The organism is Enterobacter vonholyi (genome assembly GCF_008364555.1).
GTDB lineage: Bacteria > Pseudomonadota > Gammaproteobacteria > Enterobacterales > Enterobacteriaceae > Enterobacter > Enterobacter vonholyi.
Map to the genome: position 1 here is coordinate 1 of NZ_VTUC01000037.1, position 26,160 is coordinate 26,160.

Consider the following 26,160-nt stretch of genomic DNA (forward strand, 5'->3'; position numbering starts at 1 on the left):
TGCCGAACTCAGAAGTGAAACGCCGTAGCGCCGATGGTAGTGTGGGGTCTCCCCATGTGAGAGTAGGGAACTGCCAGGCATCAAATTTAGCGTGCTGATATGGCTCAGTTGGTAGAGCGCACCCTTGGTAAGGGTGAGGTCCCCAGTTCGACTCTGGGTATCAGCACCACTTTATACTTAGGTTAAAGTTCGGCAAGAAGTAAAAGAATTTGTCTGGCGGCTTTAGCGCGGTGGTCCCACCTGACCCCATGCCGAACTCAGAAGTGAAACGCCGTAGCGCCGATGGTAGTGTGGGGTCTCCCCATGTGAGAGTAGGGAACTGCCAGACATCAAATAAGTGAGAAGGCCATCCGAAAGGATGGCCTTTTTGCGTTATGATTCTCGTGAAAACCGTAAGCCCGGTAAGCGCAGCGCTACCGGGCAGAAACTGCTGATTAGTGAATCACCTGCGACAGGAATGCTCGCGTACGCTCTGACTTCGGATGCGCAAAGAACTCATCCGGTGGCGCCTGCTCAACAATCTCCCCGCGGTCCATAAAGATCACCCGATCGGCTACGGTTCGCGCAAATCCCATCTCGTGAGTCACGCACAGCATGGTCATGCCGGATTGTGCCAGCCCAATCATGGTGTCCAGAACCTCTTTCACCATTTCCGGATCGAGGGCAGATGTCGGTTCATCAAACAGCATAATTTTCGGTTTCATACACAGTGAACGGGCGATAGCCACACGCTGCTGCTGGCCACCCGATATCTGGCCAGGGAACTTATTGGCATGCTCTGCGATGCGCACTCGCTCCAGATAGTGCATTGCCAACGCCTCGGCTTCCTTTTTCGGCATCTTCCGTACCCAAATCGGTGCAAGCGTACAGTTCTGCAGAACGGTCAGGTGCGGAAACAGATTAAAGTGCTGAAAGACCATACCCACTTCCTGACGCACGCGTTCGATATTGCGGATATCTTCATTCAGCTCGATACCATCAACCACAATGCGTCCTTGCTGATGTTCTTCAAGATGATTAATACAGCGAATGGTTGTGGATTTCCCGGAGCCAGAAGGGCCGCAAAGGACGATGCGTTCTCCCTGCTTTACCTTAAGATTAATGTCCTTCAGGACATGAAACTGTCCGTACCATTTATTCACACTTTCCAGCGTAATCATCGCGTCGGCGGGTGTCATAGTTATTTGGCTCATAATTTCCTCAGTGCGGTGTACGCCCGGTGTTAAAGCGCTTTTCCAGATGCTGGCTGTAGCGCGACATGCTAAAACAAAAGATCCAGTAGATCAGGGCAGCAAAGACATATCCTTCGGTGGACATACCCAGCCAGACAGGGTCAACGGTTGCCTGCTGCACGCTGCTAAAGAGATCGAACAATCCGATGATGATCACCAGGCTGGTATCTTTGAAGAGGGCAATGATCGTGTTGACCAGACCCGGGATGACCAGCTTAAGTGCCTGGGGAAGAATGACCAGCCCCTGCGTTTTCCAGTAGCCGAGAGCCAGTGATTCCGCCGCTTCGTACTGGCCTTTAGGCAACGCCTGCAGACCACCGCGCACAACTTCTGCAACATAGGCGGACTGGAAGAGAATTACCCCGACCAGGGCACGGATCAGTTTGTCGATCGTTGTGCCTTCAGCCATAAACAGCGGCAGCATGACCGACGACATAAACAGGACGGTGATAAGCGGGACGCCGCGCCAGAACTCAATGAAGATAACGGAGAGCACGCGTACAATCGGCATTTTTGAACGCCGTCCCAGGGCCAGTAAAATCCCCCACGGTAGCGCACCGGCTATCCCCACAGAAGCGATAATCAGCGTCAGCGTCAGCCCGCCCCACTGGCGTGTTTCAACGCGTTCCAGCCCCAGGAAACCGCCATACAACAGCACCCAGACAATAATCGGATAAACCACCGCCCAGACGGCAATATAGCGTCCACGGTGAGGCAGCTTTTTCCAGAACATGACTGCGACAGAGAGCAGGCCGATAACCAGCGCCAGATTAATCCGCCAGCGCTGTTCGTGGGGATACAGCCCATACATGAACTGGCCGAAGCGTTCATGGATAAACACCCAGCAGGCGCCGGCTTTTGTACAGTCTGCCCGAGTTGAACCGACCCAGTTGGCCTGTAAAAACGCCCAGTTCAGCAGGGGAGGAATCAATTCCCACATGAGCCACAGGCAGACAATCGTCAGCAGGCTGTTACTCCAGCTGGAGAAGAGATTCTTGCGCGCCCAGAGAATGAAACGTCCACCTGTCGAGTTGGCAGGGCGCGAGGAGTGCGACAGTATCGCTTTTGTCATCATAAATCCTTAGCGCTCGACCAGTGCTATACGACGGTTATAGAGGTTCATCAGCAATGAAATCACCAGGCTGATGATGAGATAGACAGACATCGTGATGGCGATGGTTTCAATGGCTTGTCCGGTCTGGTTAAGCACGGTTCCGGCGAAGAGTGACACCATATCCGGATAACCAATAGCGGCGGCCAGCGACGAGTTTTTAACGATGTTGAGATACTGGCTGGTCAGAGGCGGAATGATGACCCGTAAAGCCTGCGGGATAATGACCTGGCGAAGCGTCACGGTATGGGGTAATCCCAGCGAGCGTGCCGCCTCGTGCTGTCCGTAAGGTACGGCCTGGATCCCGGCACGAATAATCTCGGCAATAAACGCGGACGTATAAATCGACAGCGCCAATGTTAGAGCTGCCAGCTCGGGAATTAACACCATTCCACCCTGGAAGTTAAAGCCTCGTAGGTGTGGAACATCCCAGTGCAACGCGGCCCCAAACAGCCAGTGTGCCACCAGCGGCAGGCTAACGAGCAGGATAACTGCCGTGGGCCAGGTTCTGCGAAGCTGACCGGTTTTGATCTGATGCTTGCGGTTAAAACGGAATACCCCGGCAGACAGAGCAAACGCTATCACAATCGCGCCGATAAAAGCGTACAGACCTTCACCCGGCAGAGGAGAAGGGATAGACAACCCACGGTTGCTCAGGAAAAAAAGCTCAAACGCGTCGACGGCCTGACGGGGGCCGGGTAGGTTACGCAATACGGCAAAATACCAAAAGAAGATCTGCAGGAGCGGGGGGATATTGCGGAACGTTTCAATATAAACAGTCGACAGCTTCCGCAGGAGCCAGTTTTCAGAAAGACGCGCCAGGCCAATAAAGAAGCCCAGTATCGAGGCGAAGACGATACAAAGCGCCGATACCAGCAGCGTATTCAGTAAACCGACCACGAACACGCGTCCATACGTGTCACCTTCCTGGTAATCAATAAGATGCTGAACAATACCAAACCCCGCGCTGCGGTCTAAAAACGCGAAACCGGAGGTAATGCCGCGATTATTCAGGTTGGTGATGGTGTTATGGATGAGATACACGGCGATGAGAACAACCGCAACAATAGCAATAATCTGGAATAGCCAGGCGCGGACCGCGGGATGAGAAAAGGATAGCGATCCTTTTACGGCTGAGCGGCGATGGGACATAAGAAACCTCAGTAACCATGACTCTGGAGTGGGCACTGCCGGAGCAGTGCCCGTTACAGCTATGACTTAACGTACTGGTGGTGCGTACTGAATACCGCCGTTGTTCCAGAGATTGTTCTGGCCGCGTTTGATCTTCAGCGGGCTTTCCGATCCCACGTTGCGTTCAAAGATCTCAGAGTAGTTGCCCACCTGTTTGATGATGTTGTAAGCCCACTTGTTATCCAGCTTCAGATCCTTGCCGAAATCACCTTCTGTACCCAGCAGGTGTGCCATATCCGGGTTGGATGGTTTAGCAGCTTTCTCGTCCACGTTTTTCGAGTTGATGCCCATCTCTTCTGCGTTCAGCATGGCGAATAGCGTCCAGCGAACAATGGAGAACCAGTCTTCATCGCCACGACGTACCACCGGTCCGAGAGGTTCTTTGGAGATCACTTCAGGCAGAACAATCCATTCTGCCGGGTTGCTCAGCTTAATGCGTAAGGCATACAGCTGTGACTGGTCAGAGGCCAGCGTGTCGCAACGGCCGGATTCCAGCGCTTTAGCCGATTCATCCGAGCGGTCGAATGTCACTGGCGTATATTTCATGTTATTTGCTTTGAAATAATCGGCGACGTTCAGCTCGGTATCGGTGCCCGCCTGGATACAAACGGTGGCCCCATCCAGCTCCTTAGCGCTTTTCAGGCCGGCTTTGTTGTGGGTCAGGAAGCCGATGCCGTCATAATAGGTCACGCCCGTAAATGACATCCCCATGCCTGCATCACGGGATGACGTCCAGGTGGTATTACGGGAGAGCATGTCGACCTCGCCGGACTGCAGTGCCGTAAAGCGTTCTTTCGCCGTCAGCGGGGTGTATTTTACTTTGCTGTCATCACCAAAAACGGCGGCTGCAACGCCACGGCAGACATCCACATCAATACCGGTAAATTTGCCGTTCGCATCGGCATAAGAGAAGCCAGGCAAACCGTCACTGATACCGCATTGAACAAAACCTTTCTTTTTAACGGCATCCAGTGTCGTTCCCGCATGGGCTTGACCAGCTACGGCAAACAACATGCCTGCAGCGGCCAGGCTGGCTATCATCGTCTTTTTCATAATGCATCCTGTGTGGCGAAATTTATCGTTATAGAGGCGTTTTTAAACGCTTTACCTGTCTGTGGCTTTGGCCAACGTTTATAAAGCAAACGTAATGCCAGTTTTGCGTCCGACAAAATTAGAGATGAGTGAACGCTTAATGCTGAGTGTAGACAGGCTTAAATAAAACGAGCGCCCTGAAACGGTGCGAAATTACAACCTGTGCCACAAATTGGAGCAAAAGTTTTGAGTCGAGTCAGGAAAAAGAAGAGATAGTTTTCAGCGTGAATATTGGCAGGGTATTCAATAATATTAATGTGTGAAAATCATCACGATAGGCCAGGTAATTTGAGTGACTATACGAAAAAGTTGTGACTGGCGTCAGGCTTAAATTAATTACGCGAATAAATGCGGGGCTATTTTTTTACTTATTTGAAAATGCTGCACTCATTAAAAGCAAAAGCGCGGACAGAGCCGCGCTTTCTCAACAGATGTTACTTCGTCAGGGCAACAATACCCAGCGTCAAACCCGCCACTGCGGCAGCACCGCCGGCGATAGCACCTGCAGTTTCCCAGTTATCCTGGGTGGTGCCTTTCATACAGGTATTGGTATGAACCAGTCGGCCCTGGTCGTCGTAAACCGGTACACATGGAGAGTCGTGCGCGCAACCAGCAAGCAGCGCAGCGAGGAGTGCAACGGAAATGAATCTTTTCATGATGTTACCTCAGTATTATTTCTCGTCCGCTATAAAGCCAGGAGGGCAATTAACGAACTGGAGGTTATTTTACCACCGGGGTAAGTCCACGTTACACGAGGAATAATCTCAAATTATGTAGTTTGTAAAAATCGTGGAGAAAAGCCGGTTTCAGGACGAATTAATGGAGACATTATGAAGGGGTAATAGAGTGTTTTTACTTAATACAAATCATCGTATTTTTAACATGACTTTTGCTTAATGCCTAATTCATTGTTTATCTTAAAAATAAAAAAGGCACCCGAGGTGCCTTTTTAGGGAAATGTTAATCTTTATGACGGGTAAAGCGTCGACGGACAACCACAAAGAAGACGGGCACGAAGAAAATCGCCAGAAGCGTTGCAGAAAGCATTCCCCCCATCACACCCGTACCGACGGCGTTTTGTGCGCCGCTCCCGGCCCCGGCGCTGATTACCAGCGGCATGACACCAAGGATAAAGGCCAGGGAAGTCATCAGGATCGGTCGAAGGCGCATCCTTGACGCCTCCAGTGTGGCTTCAATGATGCCTGAATCTTCTTTCTCCATCAGGTCCTTAGCAAATTCGACGATCAAAATGGCGTTTTTCGCCGATAAACCAATCGTCGTCAGCAGGCCGACCTGGAAATAGACGTCATTGTTTAATCCACGCAGTGACGCTGCGAGAAGCGCCCCAATGACCCCCAGCGGCACAACCAGCATAACGGAGAACGGAATGGACCAGCTTTCATACAGCGCTGCCAGACACAGGAACACCACGATCAGTGAAATGGCGTACAGGGCAGGTGCCTGGTTACCCGAAAGCCGCTCCTGATAAGACATCCCCGTCCAGTCATATCCGATACCGGAAGGCAGTTTTGCCGCGAGGCTTTCCATCATAGCCATAGCCTCACCGGTACTTTTACCCGGGGCTGACTCACCGAGGATCTCCATAGAGGGCATCCCGTTATAGCGCTCCAGTCGGGGTGAACCATAGACCCAGCGAGCGTTGCTAAAGGCTGAGAAAGGGACCATTTCTCCATTCGCGCTGCGCACGTAAAGGTTGTTAATATCTCCTGGCAACATACGGAATTTTGCGTCGGCCTGTACGTAGACTTTTTTCACGCGCCCATGATCGATAAAGTCGTTCACATAGGTGCCACCTAAGGCCGTTGAAATCGTCTGGTTGACGTCAGAAAGACTGACGCCCAGCGCCTGTGCTTTCTCCTGGTCGACATCAAGCTTGAACTGGGGCGTATCTTCAAGACCGTTAGGTCGCACGCTAACCAGCAGATCAGAGTGCTCTTTCACCATGTTAAGCAGTTGGTTACGCGCCTGAGTCAGCTGGGTATGCCCCAGGTTAGCCTGATCGATCAATTCAAAATCGAAGCCCGTAGCGGTACCCAGTTCGATAATTGCAGGCAGGTTAAACGGGAACACGAGGCCATCTTTAATCTGACTGAAGGCTTTAGTCGCGCGACCGACAATCGCCTCAACGCCGTTTTTCTGTCCCGGGCGTTCCTCCCAGGGCTTCAGGCTGACGAAGGCAATGCCGGCGTTCTGACCCTGGCCGCTAAAGCTAAAGCCATTTACGGTAAAGACGGATTCGACGTTCGCCTTCTCTTTGTTCAGGTAATAGTCCTGTACCTGGTCGAGCACCTGTTGAGTACGCGTCTGAGTTGCACCTGCCGGGAGTTGAACCATCGTCATGAACACCCCCTGATCCTCTTCGGGCAGAAAGGAGGTAGGTAAGCGCAGGAAGAGCACCGCCATCCCACCGACGATGATGACGTACACCACCAGATAGCGCCCTGTCTTGCGCAAAATACCGCTCACGCTGTTGCTGTAGTGCTCCACGCTTTTATCAAAGAGCGCATTAAACCAGCTGAAAAAGCCACCTTTTTTCTGACGATGGTCGTCGGATACGGGCTTAAGCAACGTTGCGCAGAGTGCGGGCGTCAGGATTAGCGCAACCAGTACCGACAGCGCCATAGCGGACACGATAGTCAGTGAGAACTGGCGATATATTGCTCCAGTCGAGCCGCCAAAAAAGGCCATTGGAATAAAGACCGCCGAGAGCACCATGGCGATCCCTACCAGCGCACCCTGGATCTGCTCCATCGACTTCTGCGTGGCCTCTTTGGGCGGCAGGTTATCCTCGACCATGACGCGTTCAACGTTCTCAACGACCACGATAGCGTCATCGACCAGCAGACCTATCGCCAGCACCATGCCGAACATCGTCAGGGTATTGATGGAGAAACCAAATGCCGCCAGAACCGCGAAGGTACCCAGCAGAACGACCGGCACCGCGATAGTCGGGATGAGCGTTGCCCGCAGGTTTTGCAGGAAGAGGTACATGACCAGGAAGACGAGAATGATTGCTTCAAACAGGGTCTTCACCACTTCGTGGATAGAGATTTTTACAAAAGGCGTGGTGTCATAGGGATAGACAACTTTCAGACCCTGTGGGAAGAACTGCTGCAGTTGCGTCAGCTTGCTCTTAATGGCAGCCGCAGTGTCCAGCGCATTTGCTCCGGTTGCCAGCTTGATCCCGAGACCGGTTGCCGCCTGCCCGTTGATTTTAGTGACCATGTTGTAGTTTTCGCCACCGAGCTCAATGCGAGCCACATCCTTCAGATGAACCATCGAGCCGTCCTGATTCACCTTGAGCGTCACGCGGCCAAATTCCCCCGGTGATTTCAGGCGAGTTTGCGCGATGATCGAGGCATTCAGCTGCTGACCGGGAATGGACGGCGTTCCGCCCAGCTGGCCTGCCGCTATCTGGTCGTTCTGCGTTTTCAGCTGGCTGATAATATCCAGCGGCGTCAACTGGTATTTGTTCATCGCGTTGCTGTCGAGCCAGATGCGCATCGCATACTGAGCACCAAACAGCTGCACGTCGCCAACGCCAGACGTTCGGCTGATGGCATCTTTGACGTTTGAGGCGACGTAATCAGAGATGTCGTTCTGCGTGAGATTTTTGTTGTCAGAAACAAAACCGGCGACCAGCAGGAAGCTGCTGCTGGATTTCTCCACGCCGATCCCTTGCTGCTGCACCTCTTGCGGCAGCAGCGGCATGGCGAGCTGCAGCTTGTTTTGCACTTGTACCTGAGCGATATCCGGATCGGTTCCTGACTCGAAGGTCAGAGTGATGGTGACGTTGCCCGCTGAATCGCTGGTGGATGACATATACATCAGGTTATCGATACCGTTCATGTTCTGTTCGATAACCTGAGTCACGGTATCCTGTACCGTTTGAGCGTCCGCTCCAGGGTAGGTCGCGGATATCGCCACGGCGGGAGGTGCAATGGTTGGGTACTGTGCGACGGGGAGTTTGAGAATGGCCAGCCCGCCAGCAATCATCAAAATGATAGCAAGTACCCAGGCGAAAACCGGTCTCTGAATAAAGAAATTAGCCATGTCGTCGTCCCTTAACCGGCTGGAGTCGTTGTGGTATCCGGCGTGGCGACGACGGTTACCCCCGGTCTGACTTTCTGTAGCCCGCTGACGATCACGCGGTCACCGTTTTTCAGCCCTTCGGTTACCAGCCAGCGGTCCCCAATCGCCTGAGGCGCAACGACGGTACGCGACTCAACCTGGTTTTTATCGTTCACCACCATCACGGTGGCTTCGCCTCGCGGTGTGCGGGTCACGCCTTGCTGGGGAACCAGAATCGCATCCGGCTGCGTACCTTCATCAATGCGGGCGCGAACGAACATGCCGGGTAACAGCAGATGTTGAGGATTCGGGAAAATAGCGCGCAGGGTAATCGAGCCGGTACTTTCGTCCACCGTGACGTCAGAGAACTGCAATCTGCCTTTCAGCGGATAGGGCTGTCCGTTCTCCATCAGTAGCTCAACGCTGCTGGCGTTATCGCCTTTTTGCAGGCTCGTTTGTTTAAGGCGCATAAAATCATTGCTGGACTGGGTGACATCGACATAAATAGGATCGAGCTGCTGGACCGTTGCCAGCGCAGCGGTTTGTCCGTTCGTCACCAGCGCCCCTTCCGTCACGCTGGATTTGCCGATGCGACCATCGACGGGAGACGTCACCTTGGTATAAGCAAGATTGATTCGTGCACTTTCAACGCCCGCTTTGGCGGCGACGACGCTGGCATCTGCCTGCTGGGCCGTGGCGACGGCCTGGTCATACTCTTGCTTGCTGACATACTGTGTGCCGACCAGCGGGAGATAACGTTTCACCGTCAGGTGCGCAATATTGGCCGCCGCCTGGGCCTTCGCCAGCTCGCCTTTCGCGTTATCGTATGCCGCCTGATAGGTTGCAGGATCAATCTGATAAAGCGAATCCCCGGCTTTTACATCGCTACCTTCCGTGAAGTTGCGGCGCAGGATGATACCGCTAACCTGCGGACGAACCTCTGCAACGCGGAACGCATCTGTTCTTCCCGGGAGTTCAGTGGTGACAGCCAGAGGCGCGCTTTGCACAATATGCACGCTGACCTGAGGTGCCTGCAGGTGTTGTTGATTTTCCTGACCATCGCATCCAGTGAGCAGTACCGCGCAGACAATGAAACCGGATATGGGCAAGCGTCTGAAATGATTCGTCATTACTGTTCCTTTAAATACCCATAAACCGATATATGCCGCGAATCGGTAGCGGGGCAGAGGGATAAAAAATAAAATGTAGCTGCGTATAATAATGAGGGTATTTAATCTTTTTTAATTTATAAGTGCGAATGACCATACTTGCAGAAAAAATCAGAATCCGACCATGTCCATTCAGGGATATACTTCATGTATATTAATCAGGTCAGTGAGTTTAATGCTTCTTATTATTCATCCCGCTAATTTAATTGATTTAATGTATTTGTAGTAATTATAAATTAATAGAGGTGACCTTTTTTGTGCAAAATTAAATCGGATTTTAGTGAATACTTACATTTGCATGAACGCAATATTACCTTTAAACCTTCTGAGTCACGAGTAGTTGCCTATGGCGCGTAAAAAGAAAGAAGAAGCTCAACAAACCCGGCAGAAACTGATTGAGGCGGCTATCGGACAGTTTGCGATGCGTGGCGTAGCCAGCACGACGCTGACGGATATCGCTGATGCTGCTAAGGTGACGCGCGGCGCTATCTACTGGCACTTCACCAGTAAATCTGAAATATTTAATGCCATCTGGGAACAGCAATTACCCCTTCGCGACATTATCCGCGACAGGCTTTCCCTTTCCGATAGTGACGATCCCTTGTTAAAACTTCGTGAGCAATTTATTACTGCGCTGCAGTATATTGCCCATGAACCCCGGCAATGTGCGCTTTTACAAATTCTGTATCATAAGTGTGAATTTAGCGGTGATATGATTTCAGAGCATGAAATCAGAAAACGTATTGGATTTAATGATGATACGCTCCGTGCCACGCTGGAGACCTGTATTTCGCGGAATATCATTTCGCCAAAGGTGAATGTTGATCTCACCTTGATTGTATTCCACGGGTTTTTTAGCGGAATAATTAAAAACTGGCTAATGAATACCGACAGTTTTAATCTTTATCAGCAGGCCCCCGCCCTGGTTGATAGCATTCTGGCGACACTTCCTGTCATTCGCGTGTCGCCTGATGATGCTTACTACTCAGCGGCAGGTAACATTTCCCCTCGGGCACAAAGTGCTTCGATGGTTTCCGCGCTGACGGGTTTACCTAACAGATAACCCTGAAGGGTGTTACAGCCTAGCTCGGTCAAAAAGGCCTGCTGCGCTTCGGTTTCTACACCTTCAGCCACGACTTTCAGGTTAAGTGTTTTTGCAAGGGCTACAATCGCTGAGACAATAGTCGCATCCTCACTCTTCCCGCTAAGCTCTTGTACAAACGCCCTGTCGATTTTTAGTTCGCAGGCCGGTAAGCGTTTGAGGTACAGCAGGCTTGAATATCCGGTGCCAAAATCATCAATGGAGGCTTTCACCCCCGCATCCGTCAGCTCTGTCAGCACTCGTACGCTCTCATCCGGGTTGCTCATCGCCGTGGTTTCCGTCACTTCGAGGATCAACAATTCCGGTGGCACCTGGTGAAGTGCCAGGCAGTCGAGAACCGTTTTAACCAGCGAAGGTTGTTCAAACTGCAGTGTCGACAGGTTTACCGCCATTGACCAGCTTTGATGCCCCTGCAGATGCCATTCCCGCAGCTGGCGACAGGCTTCATTAATCACCCAGTTGCCTATGGGGATGATCAGCCCCGTTTTTTCCGCCAGCGGCAGGAAAAGGTCAGGGGTCAGTAACCCCTGCTTAGGATGCTGCCAGCGTAATAACGCCTCGAATCCGAGGACAGGACCCGCGGGGGCGTTGAATTTTGGCTGATAAAGCAGGCGCAGCTCATTGCGCTCGATTGCCATCCACAAATCGTTCATTAACTGGAGATGGGTTTGCGCCAGGGTGTTCATGGAGGGCTGGAAAAAATGGTAACCGTTACGGCCCATATGCTTCGTGTGATACATCGCCGCGTCGGCGTTAAACATCAGCTCACGCTCGGTTTTGCCGTCGTGAGGGTACAGCGCAATACCAATGCTGAGGGTAACCACCAGTTCATAGGGACTGAGATTGAATGGACTATCGATCGCGCGTACCAGCGAATTCGCCAGCGACGCCGCGTCGTCCGGACCTTCTCCCTCTGCCAGCAGAACAAACTCATCACCGCCAATACGTGCAAGGGTGAACTGGCCTTTCAGGAGAAGCAGCAGACGCTGTGTAACGGCGACCAGCAGCCTGTCACCGACATCATGGCCGTAGGCATCATTGATGGCTTTAAAACCGTCAAGATCCATGAACATCAGGGCAAAATGGGTTCTTTCACGATCGGCTTTGCTGATGGCCTGATCGAGTCTGTCTTCCAGCAGGATACGGTTGGGCAGACGCGTGAGGGTATCGTGTAGAGCCAGTTGAGCGAGTTCCCGGTTAGCTTCTGCAAGCGACGAGGCCAAAAGGGCGGTACGAGCCTGAAGGCGGGCATCCAGCATCGAGACCAGCAGGGTGATCCCAAGAATAGAGAGCGCGACGACGCTAACCAGCACCGCCAGCCAGCTCCCGTTGATACCCTCATGATGAACCATTGTGGACATCGGAAACTGCGCCGCTTTCATCCCGGCATAGTGCATACCGGCAATGGCAATTCCCATCGTGATGGCGGCACCCATGCGCATCAGCACGACCTGCGCTGCTTCGTGGCGCAGGCGGAAGGTCAGCCATAACGCCGCGAGTGAAGCGGCAAGCGCAATCGCGACCGAAATGGCCACCCAGACCTTGTCCCAGATAATCCCGGGCATCACTTCCAGCGCCGCCATACCGGTGTAATGCATTGCAACTATACCGCTTCCCATCACCAACGCTCCGGGCAGCAGTCGGCGCAGGCGTAATTGCTCGCAGCTAACGAGCCATAGCGCAAATAGCGACGACCCCACGGCGATGACCATGGATAACACCGTCAGGGTGGCGTTGTAGCTCATGCTCATGGAGAGGTCCATCGCCAGCATGCCGATAAAATGCATGGCCCACACGCCAATACCCATAGCAATACCGCCGCCAGCCAGCCAGACGCGGGCAGCGACGCCCTCGCTTCCGGCAACGCGTGCAGCCATATTCAATGCGGTATACGCAGCAAGGATGGCAACAACAAAGGAGAGGATGACAAGGATATGGTTGTATTGGCTGACCAGCATGGACGGTTCTACTCGAGTGTGGGGTTACGCTAGAGCGGTTGAGAAGGGCGAGACATTATCACCGTCAGGTAATGGCTCAAAGGGATTTAAATCCCCGTTTTTAGTGGGTAATAACAGGTGATTTGCGCAATCGGACGCTTAGTCGAGCTCTGAGCAGTTCACGAGTTTAAGGGGATTCACGGAGTTCATATTGCGACACTTATCGGTTTCGGTGCTCATCAGTTCAATCCACTGCATCAGGAGTGCATCGAAAATGAGAACGGAGATTGCAAAGACAACCAGCCACCAGTATTTACGAATCATTGTGTCATTCCGCGAGAAGAGCGCCAGTAAGGTGGGGGAAATATACACCAAAATCTTCGGTTTTAAAGCGGGATAAGTGAAGGTTTACAAAGCGTTGACGGACTGAAGCAGGGGAATAAAAAAGGCGCTTCCCCATGCCGAAGAGCGCCTTTTTACACAAGCATTTAACTGATTAGTATCAGTTCATGCCGTATTTTTTCAGTTTCTTACGCAGAGTACCACGGTTGATACCCATCATCAGCGCAGCGCGGGTTTGGTTACCGCGGGTGTATTGCATCACCATGTCCAACAGTGGCTGTTCAACTTCAGCCAGTACCAGCTCATACAGGTCATTAACATCCTGACCATTCAGTTGAGCAAAATAGTTCTTCAGTGCCTGTTTAACCGAGTCACGCAGGGGTTTTTGAGTTACCTGGTCCTGAGAGTTAACGGTAGAAACGGTCAGTACGTCAGAATTTACGCGTTGTTCGAACATAGTTCTGTCAGCTCTTTATTTCATTACGCAAGATTTTCGAAGTATGCCTCCAACGCCTCCAGCTGTACGCTGGCATCCTCTATGGCGTTGAATGTGCGCCGAAACTGGTCATCTGGAGCGTGCTCCTGGAGATACCAGGAGACGTGTTTACGCGCAATTCGGTACCCTTTTGCCTGACCGTAGTGGTCATGCAGTTCCCGAACATGCGAACAAAGCAAGCGCTTAACCTCTGCCAGAGGCAGCGGGGCAAGCAGCTCCCCAGTGTCCAGATAATGCTGGATTTCCCGGAAGATCCAGGGTCTTCCCTGAGCTGCACGTCCTATCATCAGAGCATCAGCTCCCGTATAGTCGAGTACAGCCCTGGCTTTAAGCGGGTCAGTTATGTCGCCATTCGCGATAATCGGAATGGAAACTTTCTGCTTAACTGCCCGAATGCTGTCGTATTCAGCTTCGCCGTTGAACAAACAGGCGCGAGTGCGTCCATGAATGGTCAGGGCCTGAATGCCACAGTCTTCGGCCAGTTGGGCAATCTCTACACAGTTACGGTGTTCCGGCGACCAACCCGTGCGAATCTTCAACGTAACAGGAACGTCCACCGCGCTGACAACCGCCGTCAGGATAGCTTTCACCTGGTCGGGGTATTGCAGAAGGGCTGAACCTGCAAGCTTGCGATTCACCTTTTTGGCCGGGCACCCCATATTGATATCAATAATCTGGGCACCACTTTCCACGTTAATTCGCGCGGCATCTGCCATCTCTTCAGGCACGCTTCCGGCAATTTGCACGGTGCGAATACCTGGTTCATCAACGTGCACCATCCGAAGGCGGGATTTATCGCTTTCCCAAACCTGCGGGTTAGACGACATCATCTCGGATACGGTTAAACCGGCTCCCATCTCATAGCACAGCGTCCTGAACGGCCGGTCTGTAATACCTGCCATAGGGGCTGCGATCAGGCGATTTCTAAGCTGGTGGTGTCCGATGCGCATGAGTTAAGAAATGACCATACTGTGACTGCAAGGCGGCGTATATTACGCATTTTTTGCACGAGATGAAAGGCCAAACTTTGAACAATCCACTGTTGTAGATCAAGGAATCGCCGCTCAATCTTTCCGTTAAGAATTATTCACTATTTAAATCATTGTGTTATGCGGGAATGACTATTTTATGGGCGCTTACAATTTCCCGTAACTTCTCATCATTTCTGAATAAAGGGCTTACCTGAGCGGGATAATCTGCTGTTTTTAGCAGCAGATTTCCCGTCTTCTTTGCGATCTGCGTCGCATTTTAGAACATGATCTTTAGCCTCTGGATGGGCGTTATTCGACCACAACACGCCCATGCAGAGACTGTACCGGACGGTTATTATCGTGATGCATTGTCCCGGTGAATCTGGCAAGTTGTTCAGCAGAAACCGTCAAGGGTTGCTTAAGCACAATCCAGGTGACGCCTTCTGAACACGGCGGGGTGGTCAGTGAACCGCTAAAGCGCCAGTACGTTTTATCTTTCGGCAGCAGTTTGTTCAGGTTGAGATCCTGTTTGATGGAGACGTTCTGCTCGGCCTGCTGAGGCATAACGCGCCACAGTTTTTCAAGCTCCGGGTTTGCGGCCCCTTTATCAAACATGACCGCCACCACCGTCAGTTCCCCGCTGGCATTTTTATGAACCAGATGCATTTCCATCGCGTACCTTTTTCCATGCACGGTATTTTCGCTCGGCGCGTGAAAATGGAACTGTTGTAACGTCCAGGTTTGCTTATCAAGAGTAAGGGTATCGCGGGTGTCAGCCTGTTCACCAGCCTGAATGGTATGGCCATTGTTTGTCAGTGTAACAGGGCCATCAATGTAGTGGGTTTGCAGCGGGGAAAGATGGGCGTTAGCGGTCGAATCAATATTAATTGGAGACTGGTTCATTCCGCTTTGACAGGTCTTGTAGGCCTCGTCCAACTCGCCCCAGTGTTCCGGTGAACCTTCCCCTTCGTAGTTCCAGTGTGATGCGAATGCTGAAGCCGAGATCATGCTCAACGCCAGCAGCGCTGCCTTGCCTGTAATGTGTTTCATCATATTCTTCCGGTGAATTTTTGTAATACAAACCAACGTGATTTGTGTGGTTATTTTACCGAAGAATGACCGGGGGAGAGAGGATTATCAAAGGGAGAGTGGCGTGGTCAGATGACCACGCCAGATTCTTATTTTTTACGGCCGGTGATGCGGCACCACTCTTCTTTTTCCACGACCGGATCGAGGGCAAAGAGATCGGCGTAGGCTTCACATACGCTGTCGGCCTGGCTTGCCAGGATACCGGAAAGCCCCAGCAGACCACCCTCAACGGGCAGCACGCTGATTAGCGGGGCCAGCTCGCGCAGTGGGCCCGCCAGAATGTTTGCGACCACCACGTCGGCTTTCATCGCTTCTGGCTGCGCATCCGGCAAATACAGTTCCAGTCGATCGGAAACGCCATTACGCTCGGCGTTATCGCGGCTGGCCTGAATGGCCTGCGGATCGATATCGATCCCGATGGCTTTTGCCGCGCCCAGCTTCAGGGCGGCAATCGCGAGGATCCCGGAGCCACAGCCGAAGTCGATCACTGTCTTACCGTCCAGATCCAGACCATCCAGCCACTGCAGGCAAAGGGACGTGGTTGGGTGAGTGCCGGTACCAAACGCCAGACCCGGATCGAGCATGACGTTAACCGCGTTTTCATCAGGAACCTCGCGCCAGCTCGGGCAGATCCACAGGCGTTTGCCGAACTGCATCGGGTGGAAGTTATCCATCCACTCGCGTTCCCAGTCTTTATCTTCCAGCTGTTCGATTTTGTGGGCAAAACCCGCACCCAGCAGAGGATGATTCTCCAGAATCGCGACAACCTCTTTCATGTCGGTTTCGGCATCAAACAGGCCAATAACGTCGGTATCACCCCACAGGCGGGTTTCGCCCGGCAACGGCTCAAAGACCGGCGTGTCATGCGTGTCCTGGAAGGTGATAGAGACCGAACCGGCCTCCATCAGCGCATCGCTCAGTTCCTCGGCGTTAGCGCCGGTTGTGTTCAGTTTTAGTTGGATCCACGGCATGGCAAAACTCTTTATTTATCAGTAGAAATCATAGCGGGCTGTGGGACGGGCTGACCGAAACGGTTCCCCACCACAAACGCCAGTAAACTTAGCAGTAACGAAGGCACAATCGGATGGAAGCCCAGGTACTGAATCTTAAACGTTGCAAGGACGGCGTACAGCACACCGCCGACAATCATGCCGCTCAGCGCGCCCGCAGCGTTTGCACGCTCCCAGTAGAGCCCTAACACCAGCGGCCACAGGAATACCGCTTCAAGCCCACCAAACGCCAGCAGGTTCAGCCAGATGATCATCTCAGGCGGGCGCCATGCGGCTAACAGCAGCAATGCCCCTAACGCCAGAGTAATAATGGCCGACATGCGCTTCAGGCGCCGTTCATTCTCTGCCTGCTCAGGACGCAGGTTCAGATAGAGATCTTTAATGATCGTAGCGGAACTTTGCAGCAGCTGAGCGTTGATTGTCGACATAATGGCGGCCATCGGGGCGGCGAGGAAGATCCCGGCGGCAAATGGCGGCAGCACTTTAACCATCAGGGTTGGGATAACCAGATCGGGTACGGTAAGGTCAGGAATAACTGCCCGACCTAACGCGCCCGCCAGGTGCATACCAAACATCAGGATCGCAACCACGATAGTGCCGATAATGATACCTCTGTGCACGGCTTTGCTGTCTTTGTAAGAGATACAGCGCACGGCGGTATGCGGCAGGCCAATCACTCCAAAGCACACCAACACCCAGAACGAGGTCATAAAGGTTGGCGAAAGGATGTCATCTGCGCCCTGCGGAGAGACCAGTTTCGGGTCGATGGTTTCCAGCGTTTCGACTGCGTGGCTCAGGCCACCAGCAGCATGCACAATGCCCACCAGCAAAACAATGGTGCCAACAAGCATCACCAATCCCTGCATCGTATCGTTAAGCACGCTGGCACGGAATCCGCCGAACGCGGTATACAGCGCAATGCTGACTCCGAAGATGATCAAGCCTGTCTCGTAGGGGATCCCGGCCGCCGTTTCCAGCAGACGTGCCCCGCCGATAAACTGCACCGTCATTGCGCCAATAAAGGCCACCAGCAGGCTTAAGCTGGCCAGCCACACCAGTAAACGGCTCTGATAGCGGGCAAACAGCATATCGTTGAGCGTCACGGCATTATAACGGCGCGCCAGAATGGCAAATTTTTTGCCCAGTATGCCCAGTGATAGCCAGACGGCTGGAAGCTGGATCATCGCCAGAAGCACCCAGCCTAACCCATATTTATAGGCTGCTCCGGGTCCGCCGATAAACGAACTGGCACTGATGTAGGTCGCGGTCAGCGTCATGGCCAGCACGACGCCGCCCATCGAGCGGCTACCAAGAAAATACTCGTTCAGGAAGGTGCCCGTCGTTCTTTTACGCATGGCGTAAACGGATAAACCAAACACCACTAACAAGTAAGCGATAAGCGGCAGAATGACTTCAAGCTGCATCATCGTCCTCCAGCGGGATATCGCGATAGATGAATTTCACCATTGCCCAGCACAGCAGGATGAAGACCAGCGGTACCAGCAGGCACGCCATTTCGAACCAGTGCGGCAGGCCGGTGATGCCAATAGCGGAGTCAGGTAAGTAAGCAGTTACCAACCATGCTGCGAGATAGAGAAGGGTCAGCCACAGCGCCCAGCGCGCTTCTTTATGGGCCTGAACAAAACGTTTGTCCATTTATTGTCCCTTGTGGATGAAGAAAGCGGGGATTGTACATGATGAGCCTTTCCAGGCCCCAGAAATAAAAAAGGCCGGATAATCCGGCCTTTTAGCAACACAGGTCTCTTACTTCTCGTTCAGACCGAGTTTTTTCTCCAGATAGTGGATGTTAGTTCCACCATTCTGGAAGTGCTCGTCGCTCATGATGCGCATCTGCAGATCAACGTTGGTTTTGATACCGTCGATGATCAGCTCCTGCAGGGCATTCTTCATACGGGCAATCGCCACGTCACGATTTTCGCCGTAGCAGATGAGCTTGCCGATCATTGAGTCATAGTACGGCGGTACGGTGTAACCGGCGTAGATATGAGACTCCCAGCGCACGCCAAAGCCACCCGGCGCGTGGAAACGCGTGATTTTGCCCGGGCTTGGCAGGAAGGTGTTCGGGTCTTCGGCGTTGATACGGCATTCTACCGCATGGCCTTTCACCACAACTTCTTCCTGCTTGATGGAAAGCGGCTGGCCTGCAGCGATACGCAGCTGCTCTTTGATCAGGTCAACGCCGGTGATCATTTCGGTAACCGGATGCTCAACCTGAATACGGGTGTTCATTTCGATGAAATAGAACTCGCCGTTCTCGAACAGGAACTCAAAGGTACCCGCTCCACGATAGCCGATATCGACACACGCTTTAGCGCAACGCTCGCCGATGTAGCGACGCAGTTCCGGGGTAATGCCCGGCGCTGGTGCTTCTTCGACCACTTTCTGGTGACGACGCTGCATGGAGCAGTCACGTTCTGCCAGATAGATTGCGTTGCCCTGACCGTCAGCCAGCACCTGAATTTCGATGTGGCGTGGGTTTTCCAGGTATTTTTCCATGTACACCATGTCATTGCTGAAAGCGGCTTTCGCTTCTGCTTTGGTCATGGAGATGGACTGCGCCAGTTCAGCATCGCTACGCACAACGCGCATACCGCGACCACCGCCGCCGCCGGACGCCTTGATGATAACCGGGTAGCCAATGCGTTTAGCATGAGCACGGTTAGCATCCATGTCGTCGGTCAGAGGGCCGTCAGAGCCTGGTACGGTTGGAACACCGGCTTTTTTCATGGCGGTGATTGCAGACACTTTGTCGCCCATCAGGCGGATGGTGTCGGCTTTCGGGCCGATGAAGATGAAGCCAGAGCGTTCAACCTGCTCAGCAAAGTTGGCGTTCTCAGAGAGGAAGCCATAACCCGGATGAATTGCCACCGCGCCGGTGATTTCAGCGGCGCTGATGATAGCCGGGATGTTCAGATAGCTTTTTACGGACGGAGCCGGGCCAATACAGACCGTCTCATCCGCCAGCAATACGTGTTTTAAATCGCGATCCGCGCTTGAGTGCACAGCGACGGTCTTGATGCCCAGTTCTTTACAGGCACGAAGAATACGCAGTGCGATCTCGCCGCGGTTGGCGATAACAATTTTATCCAGCATGTACGCCTCGTTACTCGATGACGACCAGCGGCTCGTCAAATTCAACCGGCTGACCACTTTCGACCAGAATCGCTTTCACAGTACCTGATTTGTCTGCTTCGATCTGGTTCATCATTTTCATCGCTTCAACGATGCACAGGGTATCGCCGACGTTGACTTTCTGACCCACTTCGATGAACGCCTTCGCGTCAGGGCTCGGGGTGCGGTAGAAAGTACCAACCATTGGGGAACGTACGATGTGACCACTGATTTCTGCTGCAGCGGCAGGTGCGGCTTCAGCTGCTGGTGCAACGGCTGCGGAGAGCGCAGGCTGCTGCACTGGCGCAGCATAAGCCTGCTGCATTACCGGGAAGCTAGCGGCTGGGGCTGCACGGCTGATGCGTACAGACTCTTCGCCTTCAGAAATTTCCAGTTCGGAGATGCCTGATTCTTCAACCAGCTCGATCAGTTTTTTAATCTTACGAATATCCATGAGTGGGTTCCGTACTCTTGTTTAGTGTGATTGTGACAAGCGTTTTACCGCTGTCTGTAAAGCGTATGAATAGCCGTCAGCGCCCAGTCCACAGATAACGCCAGCAGCGATATCTGACAGATACGAATGGTGGCGGAACGGCTCTCGGGCGTGCACGTTACTCAGGTGGATCTCGATAAACGGGATACTCACCGCGAGCAGTGCGTCGCGGATAGCAACACTGGTGTGCGTAAACGCGGCCGGATTGATCAGGATATAGTCCACATTGTCTTTAGCCTGATGAATACGGTCGATGATTGCGTACTCCGCATTCGACTGAAAATGATCCAAATCCACATTCAGCGACGCTGCTTCCGTTCCAAGACGGTTAACAATTTCACTCAATGTCAGCGTGCCGTACTTCTCTGGCTCACGGGTGCCGAGCATGTTCAGGTTCGGTCCGTTCAAAACTAAGATATGGAACTTATCAGTCATTATGCCGCTATCTCCTGCGATTTTCGGGTAAAAAACAAAATATACCTTCGAAACGCAAATGTCACCTTTTCAGAGGCTTAAAACCGCTGTCGGGCGAACCAAGGTCGCACATTATAACGATTTCGTAGCATTTAGCAGCTAAATACTGGTCTTATCAGGGAAGATTATCAACCGCTATCCGAAAAAGATTTGCGGTTGACCGGTAATCTGCGGGAAAACGCACAGTTTCGCGAACTATCGCAACCACTGACGGAACTTCTTGTAACGCCATGCTAAAAGCGCCACGGCGGCCAGTGCGTACAGGACCGGCTGCGGGGAGAGGATCTTCACTGACCACAGGTAATGAATGGGAGCGAGGATCGCGACAAGATAGACGAAGTTGTGCAGCAGCTGCCAGCGCCTGCCCAGTTTTCGCTGTGCATATTGCGTGGAGGTTAGCGCTAACGCCAGTAAAACCACCCAGCTCACGATGCCCAGCGTCAGATAAGGGCGTGTCACCAGTTCGCGGCCAAGCAGCGCCAGATTGTTAATTCCCAGTTCCAGCAGGGCATAGCTGGTAAGGTGCAGCGTTGCCCAGGCAAAACACCATAGCCCTAACAGCCGACGGGTGCGTATCAATAAGGGCTGTTTAGCGTAGCGCGCCAGCGGCGAGACGAGCAAGGTGGCCAGCAAAAATTTCAGAGCCATCCGACCGGTAAAATGCTGGATATCCTTGGCCGGGTCTGCGCTAAAGAGCCCCTGACTGGCGGCCCAGAACAGCCAAATAAAAGGAAGTACCCCGGCCAGGTGCAGAAGCACTTTCAGCCAGGTAATCTGTTTTGCCGTTAGACGCACTCAGAAGTTCTCCCGTAAGTTGAGACCACGATAAAGCGAGGCCACTTCATCCGCATAACCGTTAAACAGCAGCGTCGGCTGGCGCTTCACGTCCAGCGCACCGCCGGAACCAATAAACCGCTCGGTCGCTTGCGACCAGCGCGGATGATCCACATGCGGGTTCACGTTGGCGAAGAAACCGTATTCGTCCGGGGCCGCCAGATTCCAGGTGGTTGGCGGCCGCTCACGGGTAAGCTTAATGCTGACGATAGATTTAATCCCTTTGAAGCCATATTTCCACGGTACGGTTAAACGGATGGGGGCACCGTTCTGCGGCGGAAGCGCCTTGCCGTAAACGCCGACGGTCAGCAGGGTGAGGGGGTGCATAGCTTCGTCGAGACGTAACCCTTCTACATACGGATAATCAAGCCCGCCGCCGATAAACCGATCTTTCTGCCCGGGCATTTCGTCCGGCGCATAGCGCGTCTGGAAGGCGACATATTTTGCATTGCTGGTGGGCTCAACCATCGCCAGCAATTTATGCAGCGGGAAGCCGACCCAGGGCACAACCATCGACCAGGCTTCCACGCAGCGCATGCGATATATACGCTCTTCTAGCGGGAAACGGGTGGTGAGATCGTGGTGGTCCAGCGTCAGGGGTTTCGCCACTTCGCCATCAATCTTCAGCGTCCACGGATCGGTTTTGAGGCTTCCCGCGTTGGCGGCAGGATCGGCCTTGTCGAGACCAAATTCGTAGAAGTTGTTGTAGCCGGTGACTTTATCTTCCGGCGTAAGCGTCAGTTTGTTTTGCCATTCAGCCGGTTTCGTAAAGGTGAGCGGGGCGCCGGAAGGAGCCTTTGGCCGATCGTTGCCTTTAAACCAGTCGAGCAGGTCGGCGTGAGCCGAAGGCGAGAGCGAGAGCGCGGTGGCGCTGATGCCAAGCATTTTCAGGATCTGGCGGCGCTGTAGCATAAAGACAGACTCAGACGTTACGTCGGCTTCCGTCAGTTTTCGGTTTTTCATGGCATCCTCCGTCATGCGTTTTCCTAAGCATGACGGAGGAGAGGGATTCGCGCGAATATGTCACGAAAATTTGAAGATTAGGCGATTTTCACCAGCGCGCGGCCGTGGAACTGGTTGTCCATGATCTTAGAGGCGTATTCCGGCGCCTGGCTCAGGTTTATCTCCGTCGCGCTCTGGGTATAGAAAGATTCCGGCAGATCGCGCACCAGCCGTTCCCAGGCTTCATGGCGACGAGCCGCAGGGGTCATCACGGAATCCACGCCCTGCAGGCGGACGTTACGCAGAATAAACGGCATCACGGTGGTTGGCAGGGCAAATCCGCCCGCCAGACCGCAGGCTGCCACGCAGCCGCCGTAGTTCATCTGCGCCAGGACTTTTGCCAGCACCTTATCACCTACGGTATCCACAGCCCCTGCCCAGACCTGTTTTTCCAGCGGACGGGTTTCAGCGAATTCGTCACGGCTGAGAATGCGGTTTGCACCGAGCTGGCGCAGATAGTCATGGGTGCTTTCACGGCCGGAAACCGCAGCGACCTGATAGCCCAGCTTGTGGAGCAGCGTGACAGCCGTGCTGCCCACGCCGCCGCTGGCGCCGGTGACGACAATGTCACCCGACTCAGGGCGGATACCCGCATCTTCCAGCGCCATCACGCACAGCATGGCGGTAAAGCCTGCTGTACCGACGATCATCGCCTTGCGGCCATCCATGCCTTTCGGCATCGGCACCAGCCAGTCGCCCTTCACGCGCGCCTGCGTGGCCAGCCCACCCCAGTGATTTTCACCCACACCCCAGCCGGTGAGCAGCACCTGCTGGCCCGGATGGAAGCGCGGATCCTCGCTGGTATGAACCCGGCCCGCGAAATCAATACCAGGCACCATAGGGAAATTTCGGATGATTTTACCCTTACCTGTAATAGCCAGCGCATCTTTATAATTTAAACTGGACCAGTCGATGTCGACGGTTACTTCGCCTTCCGGCAGGCGGCTCTCTTCTACCGGCTGCACTGAGGCGAGCGTTTTGCCGTCCTGCTGTTCTAAGATCAAAGCCTGCATACGGGGTCCTCTCGACTCATATGATTGGAAAATAATTTCTGAAGACTATACTCGCTCAGGGAAACGCAGTGCCGATTTAACGCAATAAATTGCCAGATACACCCGATTTGGTAGTATGCCGCATTTGAAATGCAAGTTAGCGCTTACTCGCTACCCCCATCAACCCACGGAGTAATCTCAAGGATGCGATTAACGACGAAGTTCTCAGCTTTTATCACGTTGCTGACGGGTCTTACCATTTTTGTCACCCTTCTGGGCTGCTCTCTCAGCTTTTACAACGCCATTCAGGACAAACTGGTCAACCGGGTACAGTCTGTCGCGTCGGTGATTGATACGCGTCTGCTAACGACGCCGCTACCAACGCTTACCAGTGAGCTTGATGAGTTGATGGTACCTGTTGATATTGTTCAGATCGACATTCAGCAGGGAAAGCATCGTGTTTTAAGCCATGAACGGCCTGGGAGCTATCGACCTGCGGGCGTGGTGAGCCAGTATCGGGAAGTAACGGTGCATTCCCTCAAAAATCCAGGGATGACCATACGCATGGTCTATCTCGATCCGATGGCCAGCTATTTCCGATCCATGATGACCACCGCGCCGCTCACCGCCGCGGTGGCGTTTATCGTCCTGCTGATCTTTCTCGCGGTCCGCTGGCTGCGCCGCCAGCTCTCCGGCCAGGAGCTGCTGGAGATGCGCTCCGTACGTATCCTGAACGGTGAACGCGGCCCGCAGGTTCGTGGCTCGGTTCATGAATGGCCTTCACGCGCCAGCAGCGCGCTGGATACCTTGCTCTCCGAAGTCCAGTTTGCCAGCGACCAGCGCAGCCGTATGGATACGCTGATCCGTTCTTATGCAGCGCAGGATAATAAAACTGGCCTTAACAACCGTCTTTTCTTTGATAATCAGCTGGCCACGCTGCTCGACGATTCAGAAAAAGTGGGGACACATGGGGTAGTGATGATGATTCGCCTGCCCGATTTCGATCTCCTGCGCGACACCTGGGGACAGCGGGCCGCGGAAGAAAATCTCTTTACGCTAATCAACCTGCTCTCCACCTTTATTATGCGCTACCCGGGGGCATTACTGGCCCGCTATCACCGCAGTGACTTTGCCGTGTTACTGCCGCACCGTACGCTGAAGGAGTCGGAAAGCATAGCCAGCCAACTGCTGAAGGCGGTCGATGCGCTGCCGCAGAGCAAAATGCTCGACAGGGACGATATGGTCCATATGGGGATCTGCGCCTGGCGTGGCGGACAATCGACAGAACAGGTAATGGAACATGCGGAAGCCGCTACCCGCAACGCCGTCTTACAGGGGGCGAACGGATGGGCAGTGTATGATGACTCGCTGCCGGAAAAAGGACGCGGCAACGTGCGCTGGCGAACGCTGATTGAGCAAATGCTTAGCCGCGGCGGACCGCGTATTTATCAAAAACCCGCGGTGATGAAAAACGGCAATGTTCATCACCGTGAACTGATGTGTCGTATTTTTGACGGTACCGAAGAGGTCATCTCTGCGGAATATCTGCCGATGGTGCTGCAATTTGGGCTGTCCGAAGAGTATGACCGCCAGCAAATTACCCGGCTGATTCCGTTTTTATCCTTCTGGCCTGAAGAAAACCTGGCGTTACAGGTCACCGTTGAGTCGTTAATACGCCCACGTTTTCAGCGCTGGCTACGTGATACATTAATGCAATGCGAAAAATCACAGCGCAAACACATTATTTTTGAACTTGCTGAGGCCGATGTAGGTCAACACATCAGCCGGTTACGTCCGGTGGTACGTTTGATCAATGCGCTCGGTGCGCGTGTAGCGGTGACGCAGGCTGGTTTAACGCTGGTCAGTACCAACTGGATCAAGGAACTGGATGTGGAGTTATTAAAGCTACATCCGGGGCTGGTAAGGAATATCGAGAAGCGTACGGAAAACCAGCTTCTGGTACAGAGTCTGGTAGAAGCATGCAAGGGAACGCGAACACAAGTGTTTGCCACGGGCGTGCGCTCCAGAAGCGAATGGCAGATGTTAACAGCGCGCGGCGTGATGGGTGGTCAGGGGGATTTTTTTGCTGCCTCTCAACCGCTTGACACCAACGTGAAAAAATATTTGCAAAGATACTCTGTTTGACCTGCCGTTTACGCTGTTTTCACGTAGAATATCGCGCCTGTAGCTTTGAGTATGTCGAGCAAAAAGCCAGTGAACGACCTTTAATGGGTTACAAACGTCAGTGGGGAACGCAACTGTTTACTCAGCCCTGAAGGAGTCAGGGGATGATTTTGTAACATCAGGAAACGTACTGCATAAATTTTCACCGTTGCAGATGATTTTTGCGCCTTGTCGCTGCTGCGTGTGGTTGGTAAAGTAAGCGGATTTTGTTTTCC

23 protein-coding genes, 1 tRNA gene and 2 rRNA genes are annotated in these 26,160 nt (G+C 53.2%); 5 read left to right on the top strand and 21 right to left on the bottom strand.

Features of this window, described 5'->3' with window-relative positions; all coding sequences use genetic code 11:
• The 3 genes from rrf (F0319_RS22640) to rrf (F0319_RS18860) all read left to right on the top strand — a co-directional run.
• A 5S ribosomal RNA gene (gene rrf / locus F0319_RS22640) occupies positions 1-79 on the top strand; the annotation flags it as partial.
• 14 nt (positions 80-93) lie between these two features.
• A tRNA-Thr gene (locus F0319_RS18855) sits at positions 94-169 on the top strand.
• 43 nt (positions 170-212) lie between these two features.
• Positions 213-328, top strand: a 5S ribosomal RNA gene (gene rrf, locus F0319_RS18860).
• A 106-nt stretch (positions 329-434) separates the two neighbouring features.
• Here the strand turns inward: rrf (F0319_RS18860) and F0319_RS18865 are convergent.
• The 7 genes from F0319_RS18865 to F0319_RS18895 form a co-directional block, all read right to left on the bottom strand.
• Positions 435-1,193 carry an amino acid ABC transporter ATP-binding protein gene (locus F0319_RS18865; protein ID WP_111965009.1) on the bottom strand — a complete coding sequence of 253 codons (759 nt, stop codon included), beginning with the start codon at positions 1,191-1,193 and terminating at the stop codon, positions 435-437.
• Positions 1,194-1,200: 7 nt separating this feature from the next.
• Positions 1,201-2,304, bottom strand: a complete 1,104-nt coding sequence (locus F0319_RS18870; protein WP_023309439.1) for an amino acid ABC transporter permease — start codon at positions 2,302-2,304, stop codon at positions 1,201-1,203.
• A 9-nt stretch (positions 2,305-2,313) separates the two neighbouring features.
• A complete protein-coding gene (locus F0319_RS18875) occupies positions 2,314-3,495 on the bottom strand; it encodes an amino acid ABC transporter permease (RefSeq protein WP_111965007.1) in 1,182 nt (393 codons plus the stop codon).
• A gap of 66 nt (positions 3,496-3,561) precedes the next feature.
• Entirely contained in the window at positions 3,562-4,587 is a 1,026-nt protein-coding gene (locus tag F0319_RS18880) for an amino acid ABC transporter substrate-binding protein (RefSeq protein ID WP_024906309.1), read from the bottom strand.
• Positions 4,588-5,060: 473 nt separating this feature from the next.
• Complete coding sequence (locus F0319_RS18885) at positions 5,061-5,282, bottom strand: lipoprotein (protein ID WP_008502867.1); 222 nt, start codon at positions 5,280-5,282, stop codon at positions 5,061-5,063.
• A 304-nt stretch (positions 5,283-5,586) separates the two neighbouring features.
• Complete coding sequence (locus tag F0319_RS18890) at positions 5,587-8,700, bottom strand: efflux RND transporter permease subunit (RefSeq protein WP_149367552.1); 3,114 nt, start codon at positions 8,698-8,700, stop codon at positions 5,587-5,589.
• 11 nt (positions 8,701-8,711) lie between these two features.
• On the bottom strand, positions 8,712-9,848 hold the full coding sequence (locus F0319_RS18895; protein ID WP_149367553.1) for an efflux RND transporter periplasmic adaptor subunit: 1,137 nt from the start codon (positions 9,846-9,848) through the stop codon (positions 8,712-8,714).
• Between the two features lie 385 nt (positions 9,849-10,233).
• Here F0319_RS18895 and envR point away from each other — a divergent pair, with 385 nt between their 5' ends.
• On the top strand, positions 10,234-10,950 hold the full coding sequence (envR, locus tag F0319_RS18900) for an acrEF/envCD operon transcriptional regulator (protein ID WP_149367554.1): 717 nt from the start codon (positions 10,234-10,236) through the stop codon (positions 10,948-10,950).
• Here the strand turns inward: envR and F0319_RS18905 are convergent.
• From F0319_RS18905 to acuI, 14 genes are all read right to left on the bottom strand, one after another.
• Positions 10,869-12,947 (bottom strand): putative bifunctional diguanylate cyclase/phosphodiesterase, encoded by a 2,079-nt coding sequence (locus tag F0319_RS18905; RefSeq protein ID WP_149367555.1) that lies wholly within the window; start codon positions 12,945-12,947, stop codon positions 10,869-10,871. The two genes, envR and F0319_RS18905, sit on opposite strands and share 82 nt — an antisense overlap.
• Before the next feature lie 138 nt (positions 12,948-13,085).
• The gene (locus F0319_RS18910; RefSeq protein WP_008502862.1) at positions 13,086-13,250 is read right to left on the bottom strand and encodes a DUF2556 family protein; all 165 of its coding nucleotides are present in this window, start codon (positions 13,248-13,250) and stop codon (positions 13,086-13,088) included.
• Between the two features lie 178 nt (positions 13,251-13,428).
• Positions 13,429-13,725: a DNA-binding transcriptional regulator Fis gene (fis, locus tag F0319_RS18915; RefSeq protein ID WP_000462905.1), complete on the bottom strand. Its 297-nt coding sequence runs from the start codon at positions 13,723-13,725 to the stop codon at positions 13,429-13,431.
• A gap of 23 nt (positions 13,726-13,748) precedes the next feature.
• A complete protein-coding gene (gene dusB, locus F0319_RS18920; RefSeq protein WP_023309409.1) occupies positions 13,749-14,714 on the bottom strand; it encodes a tRNA dihydrouridine synthase DusB in 966 nt (321 codons plus the stop codon).
• A gap of 330 nt (positions 14,715-15,044) precedes the next feature.
• Complete coding sequence (locus F0319_RS18925) at positions 15,045-15,785, bottom strand: carbonic anhydrase (RefSeq protein WP_149367678.1); 741 nt, start codon at positions 15,783-15,785, stop codon at positions 15,045-15,047.
• 128 nt (positions 15,786-15,913) lie between these two features.
• The gene (gene prmA / locus F0319_RS18930; RefSeq protein WP_008502859.1) at positions 15,914-16,795 is read right to left on the bottom strand and encodes a 50S ribosomal protein L11 methyltransferase; all 882 of its coding nucleotides are present in this window, start codon (positions 16,793-16,795) and stop codon (positions 15,914-15,916) included.
• 11 nt (positions 16,796-16,806) lie between these two features.
• The gene (panF, locus tag F0319_RS18935) at positions 16,807-18,258 is read right to left on the bottom strand and encodes a sodium/pantothenate symporter (RefSeq protein WP_149367679.1); all 1,452 of its coding nucleotides are present in this window, start codon (positions 18,256-18,258) and stop codon (positions 16,807-16,809) included.
• Positions 18,248-18,490, bottom strand: a complete 243-nt coding sequence (locus F0319_RS18940) for a YhdT family protein (RefSeq protein ID WP_006178860.1) — start codon at positions 18,488-18,490, stop codon at positions 18,248-18,250. Before F0319_RS18940 ends, panF begins: the two co-directional genes overlap by 11 nt.
• A 108-nt stretch (positions 18,491-18,598) precedes the next feature.
• The gene (accC, locus tag F0319_RS18945; RefSeq protein ID WP_003860388.1) at positions 18,599-19,948 is read right to left on the bottom strand and encodes an acetyl-CoA carboxylase biotin carboxylase subunit; all 1,350 of its coding nucleotides are present in this window, start codon (positions 19,946-19,948) and stop codon (positions 18,599-18,601) included.
• Between the two features lie 10 nt (positions 19,949-19,958).
• The gene (accB, locus tag F0319_RS18950; protein WP_010436174.1) at positions 19,959-20,420 is read right to left on the bottom strand and encodes an acetyl-CoA carboxylase biotin carboxyl carrier protein; all 462 of its coding nucleotides are present in this window, start codon (positions 20,418-20,420) and stop codon (positions 19,959-19,961) included.
• A gap of 21 nt (positions 20,421-20,441) precedes the next feature.
• A complete protein-coding gene (gene aroQ / locus F0319_RS18955) occupies positions 20,442-20,894 on the bottom strand; it encodes a type II 3-dehydroquinate dehydratase (RefSeq protein ID WP_024906320.1) in 453 nt (150 codons plus the stop codon).
• A 234-nt stretch (positions 20,895-21,128) separates the two neighbouring features.
• The gene (msrQ, locus tag F0319_RS18965; RefSeq protein WP_111964998.1) at positions 21,129-21,728 is read right to left on the bottom strand and encodes a protein-methionine-sulfoxide reductase heme-binding subunit MsrQ; all 600 of its coding nucleotides are present in this window, start codon (positions 21,726-21,728) and stop codon (positions 21,129-21,131) included.
• Positions 21,729-22,730: a protein-methionine-sulfoxide reductase catalytic subunit MsrP gene (gene msrP / locus F0319_RS18970; RefSeq protein WP_111964997.1), complete on the bottom strand. Its 1,002-nt coding sequence runs from the start codon at positions 22,728-22,730 to the stop codon at positions 21,729-21,731. It abuts the gene before it with no gap.
• Positions 22,731-22,807: 77 nt separating this feature from the next.
• Positions 22,808-23,782: an acrylyl-CoA reductase (NADPH) gene (gene acuI, locus F0319_RS18975; protein ID WP_149367556.1), complete on the bottom strand. Its 975-nt coding sequence runs from the start codon at positions 23,780-23,782 to the stop codon at positions 22,808-22,810.
• A gap of 183 nt (positions 23,783-23,965) precedes the next feature.
• Here acuI and csrD point away from each other — a divergent pair, with 183 nt between their 5' ends.
• Positions 23,966-25,906, top strand: coding sequence for an RNase E specificity factor CsrD (gene csrD, locus F0319_RS18980; RefSeq protein WP_149367557.1), 1,941 nt, complete (start codon positions 23,966-23,968; stop codon positions 25,904-25,906).
• The last annotated feature ends 254 nt before the right edge of the window (positions 25,907-26,160 follow it).

Bases quoted from the DNA above. Each gene is read 5' to 3' on its own strand.
- F0319_RS18885 (WP_008502867.1), bottom strand. From the start codon at position 5,282: ATGAAAAGATTCATTTCCGTTGCACTCCTCGCTGCGCTGCTTGCTGGT.
- panF (WP_149367679.1), bottom strand. From the start codon at position 18,258: ATGCAGCTTGAAGTCATTCTGCCGCTTATCGCTTACTTGTTAGTGGTG.
- F0319_RS18865 (WP_111965009.1), bottom strand. From the start codon at position 1,193: ATGAGCCAAATAACTATGACACCCGCCGACGCGATGATTACGCTGGAA.
- F0319_RS18895 (WP_149367553.1), bottom strand. From the start codon at position 9,848: ATGACGAATCATTTCAGACGCTTGCCCATATCCGGTTTCATTGTCTGC.
- envR (WP_149367554.1), top strand. From the start codon at position 10,234: ATGGCGCGTAAAAAGAAAGAAGAAGCTCAACAAACCCGGCAGAAACTG.
- prmA (WP_008502859.1), bottom strand. From the start codon at position 16,795: ATGCCGTGGATCCAACTAAAACTGAACACAACCGGCGCTAACGCCGAG.
- F0319_RS18905 (WP_149367555.1), bottom strand. From the start codon at position 12,947: ATGCTGGTCAGCCAATACAACCATATCCTTGTCATCCTCTCCTTTGTT.
- F0319_RS18875 (WP_111965007.1), bottom strand. From the start codon at position 3,495: ATGTCCCATCGCCGCTCAGCCGTAAAAGGATCGCTATCCTTTTCTCAT.
- F0319_RS18880 (WP_024906309.1), bottom strand. From the start codon at position 4,587: ATGAAAAAGACGATGATAGCCAGCCTGGCCGCTGCAGGCATGTTGTTT.
- acuI (WP_149367556.1), bottom strand. From the start codon at position 23,782: ATGCAGGCTTTGATCTTAGAACAGCAGGACGGCAAAACGCTCGCCTCA.
- aroQ (WP_024906320.1), bottom strand. From the start codon at position 20,894: ATGACTGATAAGTTCCATATCTTAGTTTTGAACGGACCGAACCTGAAC.
- accB (WP_010436174.1), bottom strand. From the start codon at position 20,420: ATGGATATTCGTAAGATTAAAAAACTGATCGAGCTGGTTGAAGAATCA.
- F0319_RS18870 (WP_023309439.1), bottom strand. From the start codon at position 2,304: ATGACAAAAGCGATACTGTCGCACTCCTCGCGCCCTGCCAACTCGACA.
- msrP (WP_111964997.1), bottom strand. From the start codon at position 22,730: ATGAAAAACCGAAAACTGACGGAAGCCGACGTAACGTCTGAGTCTGTC.
- accC (WP_003860388.1), bottom strand. From the start codon at position 19,948: ATGCTGGATAAAATTGTTATCGCCAACCGCGGCGAGATCGCACTGCGT.
- F0319_RS18940 (WP_006178860.1), bottom strand. From the start codon at position 18,490: ATGGACAAACGTTTTGTTCAGGCCCATAAAGAAGCGCGCTGGGCGCTG.
- dusB (WP_023309409.1), bottom strand. From the start codon at position 14,714: ATGCGCATCGGACACCACCAGCTTAGAAATCGCCTGATCGCAGCCCCT.
- F0319_RS18890 (WP_149367552.1), bottom strand. From the start codon at position 8,700: ATGGCTAATTTCTTTATTCAGAGACCGGTTTTCGCCTGGGTACTTGCT.
- F0319_RS18925 (WP_149367678.1), bottom strand. From the start codon at position 15,785: ATGAAACACATTACAGGCAAGGCAGCGCTGCTGGCGTTGAGCATGATC.
- fis (WP_000462905.1), bottom strand. From the start codon at position 13,725: ATGTTCGAACAACGCGTAAATTCTGACGTACTGACCGTTTCTACCGTT.
- F0319_RS18910 (WP_008502862.1), bottom strand. From the start codon at position 13,250: ATGATTCGTAAATACTGGTGGCTGGTTGTCTTTGCAATCTCCGTTCTC.
- csrD (WP_149367557.1), top strand. From the start codon at position 23,966: ATGCGATTAACGACGAAGTTCTCAGCTTTTATCACGTTGCTGACGGGT.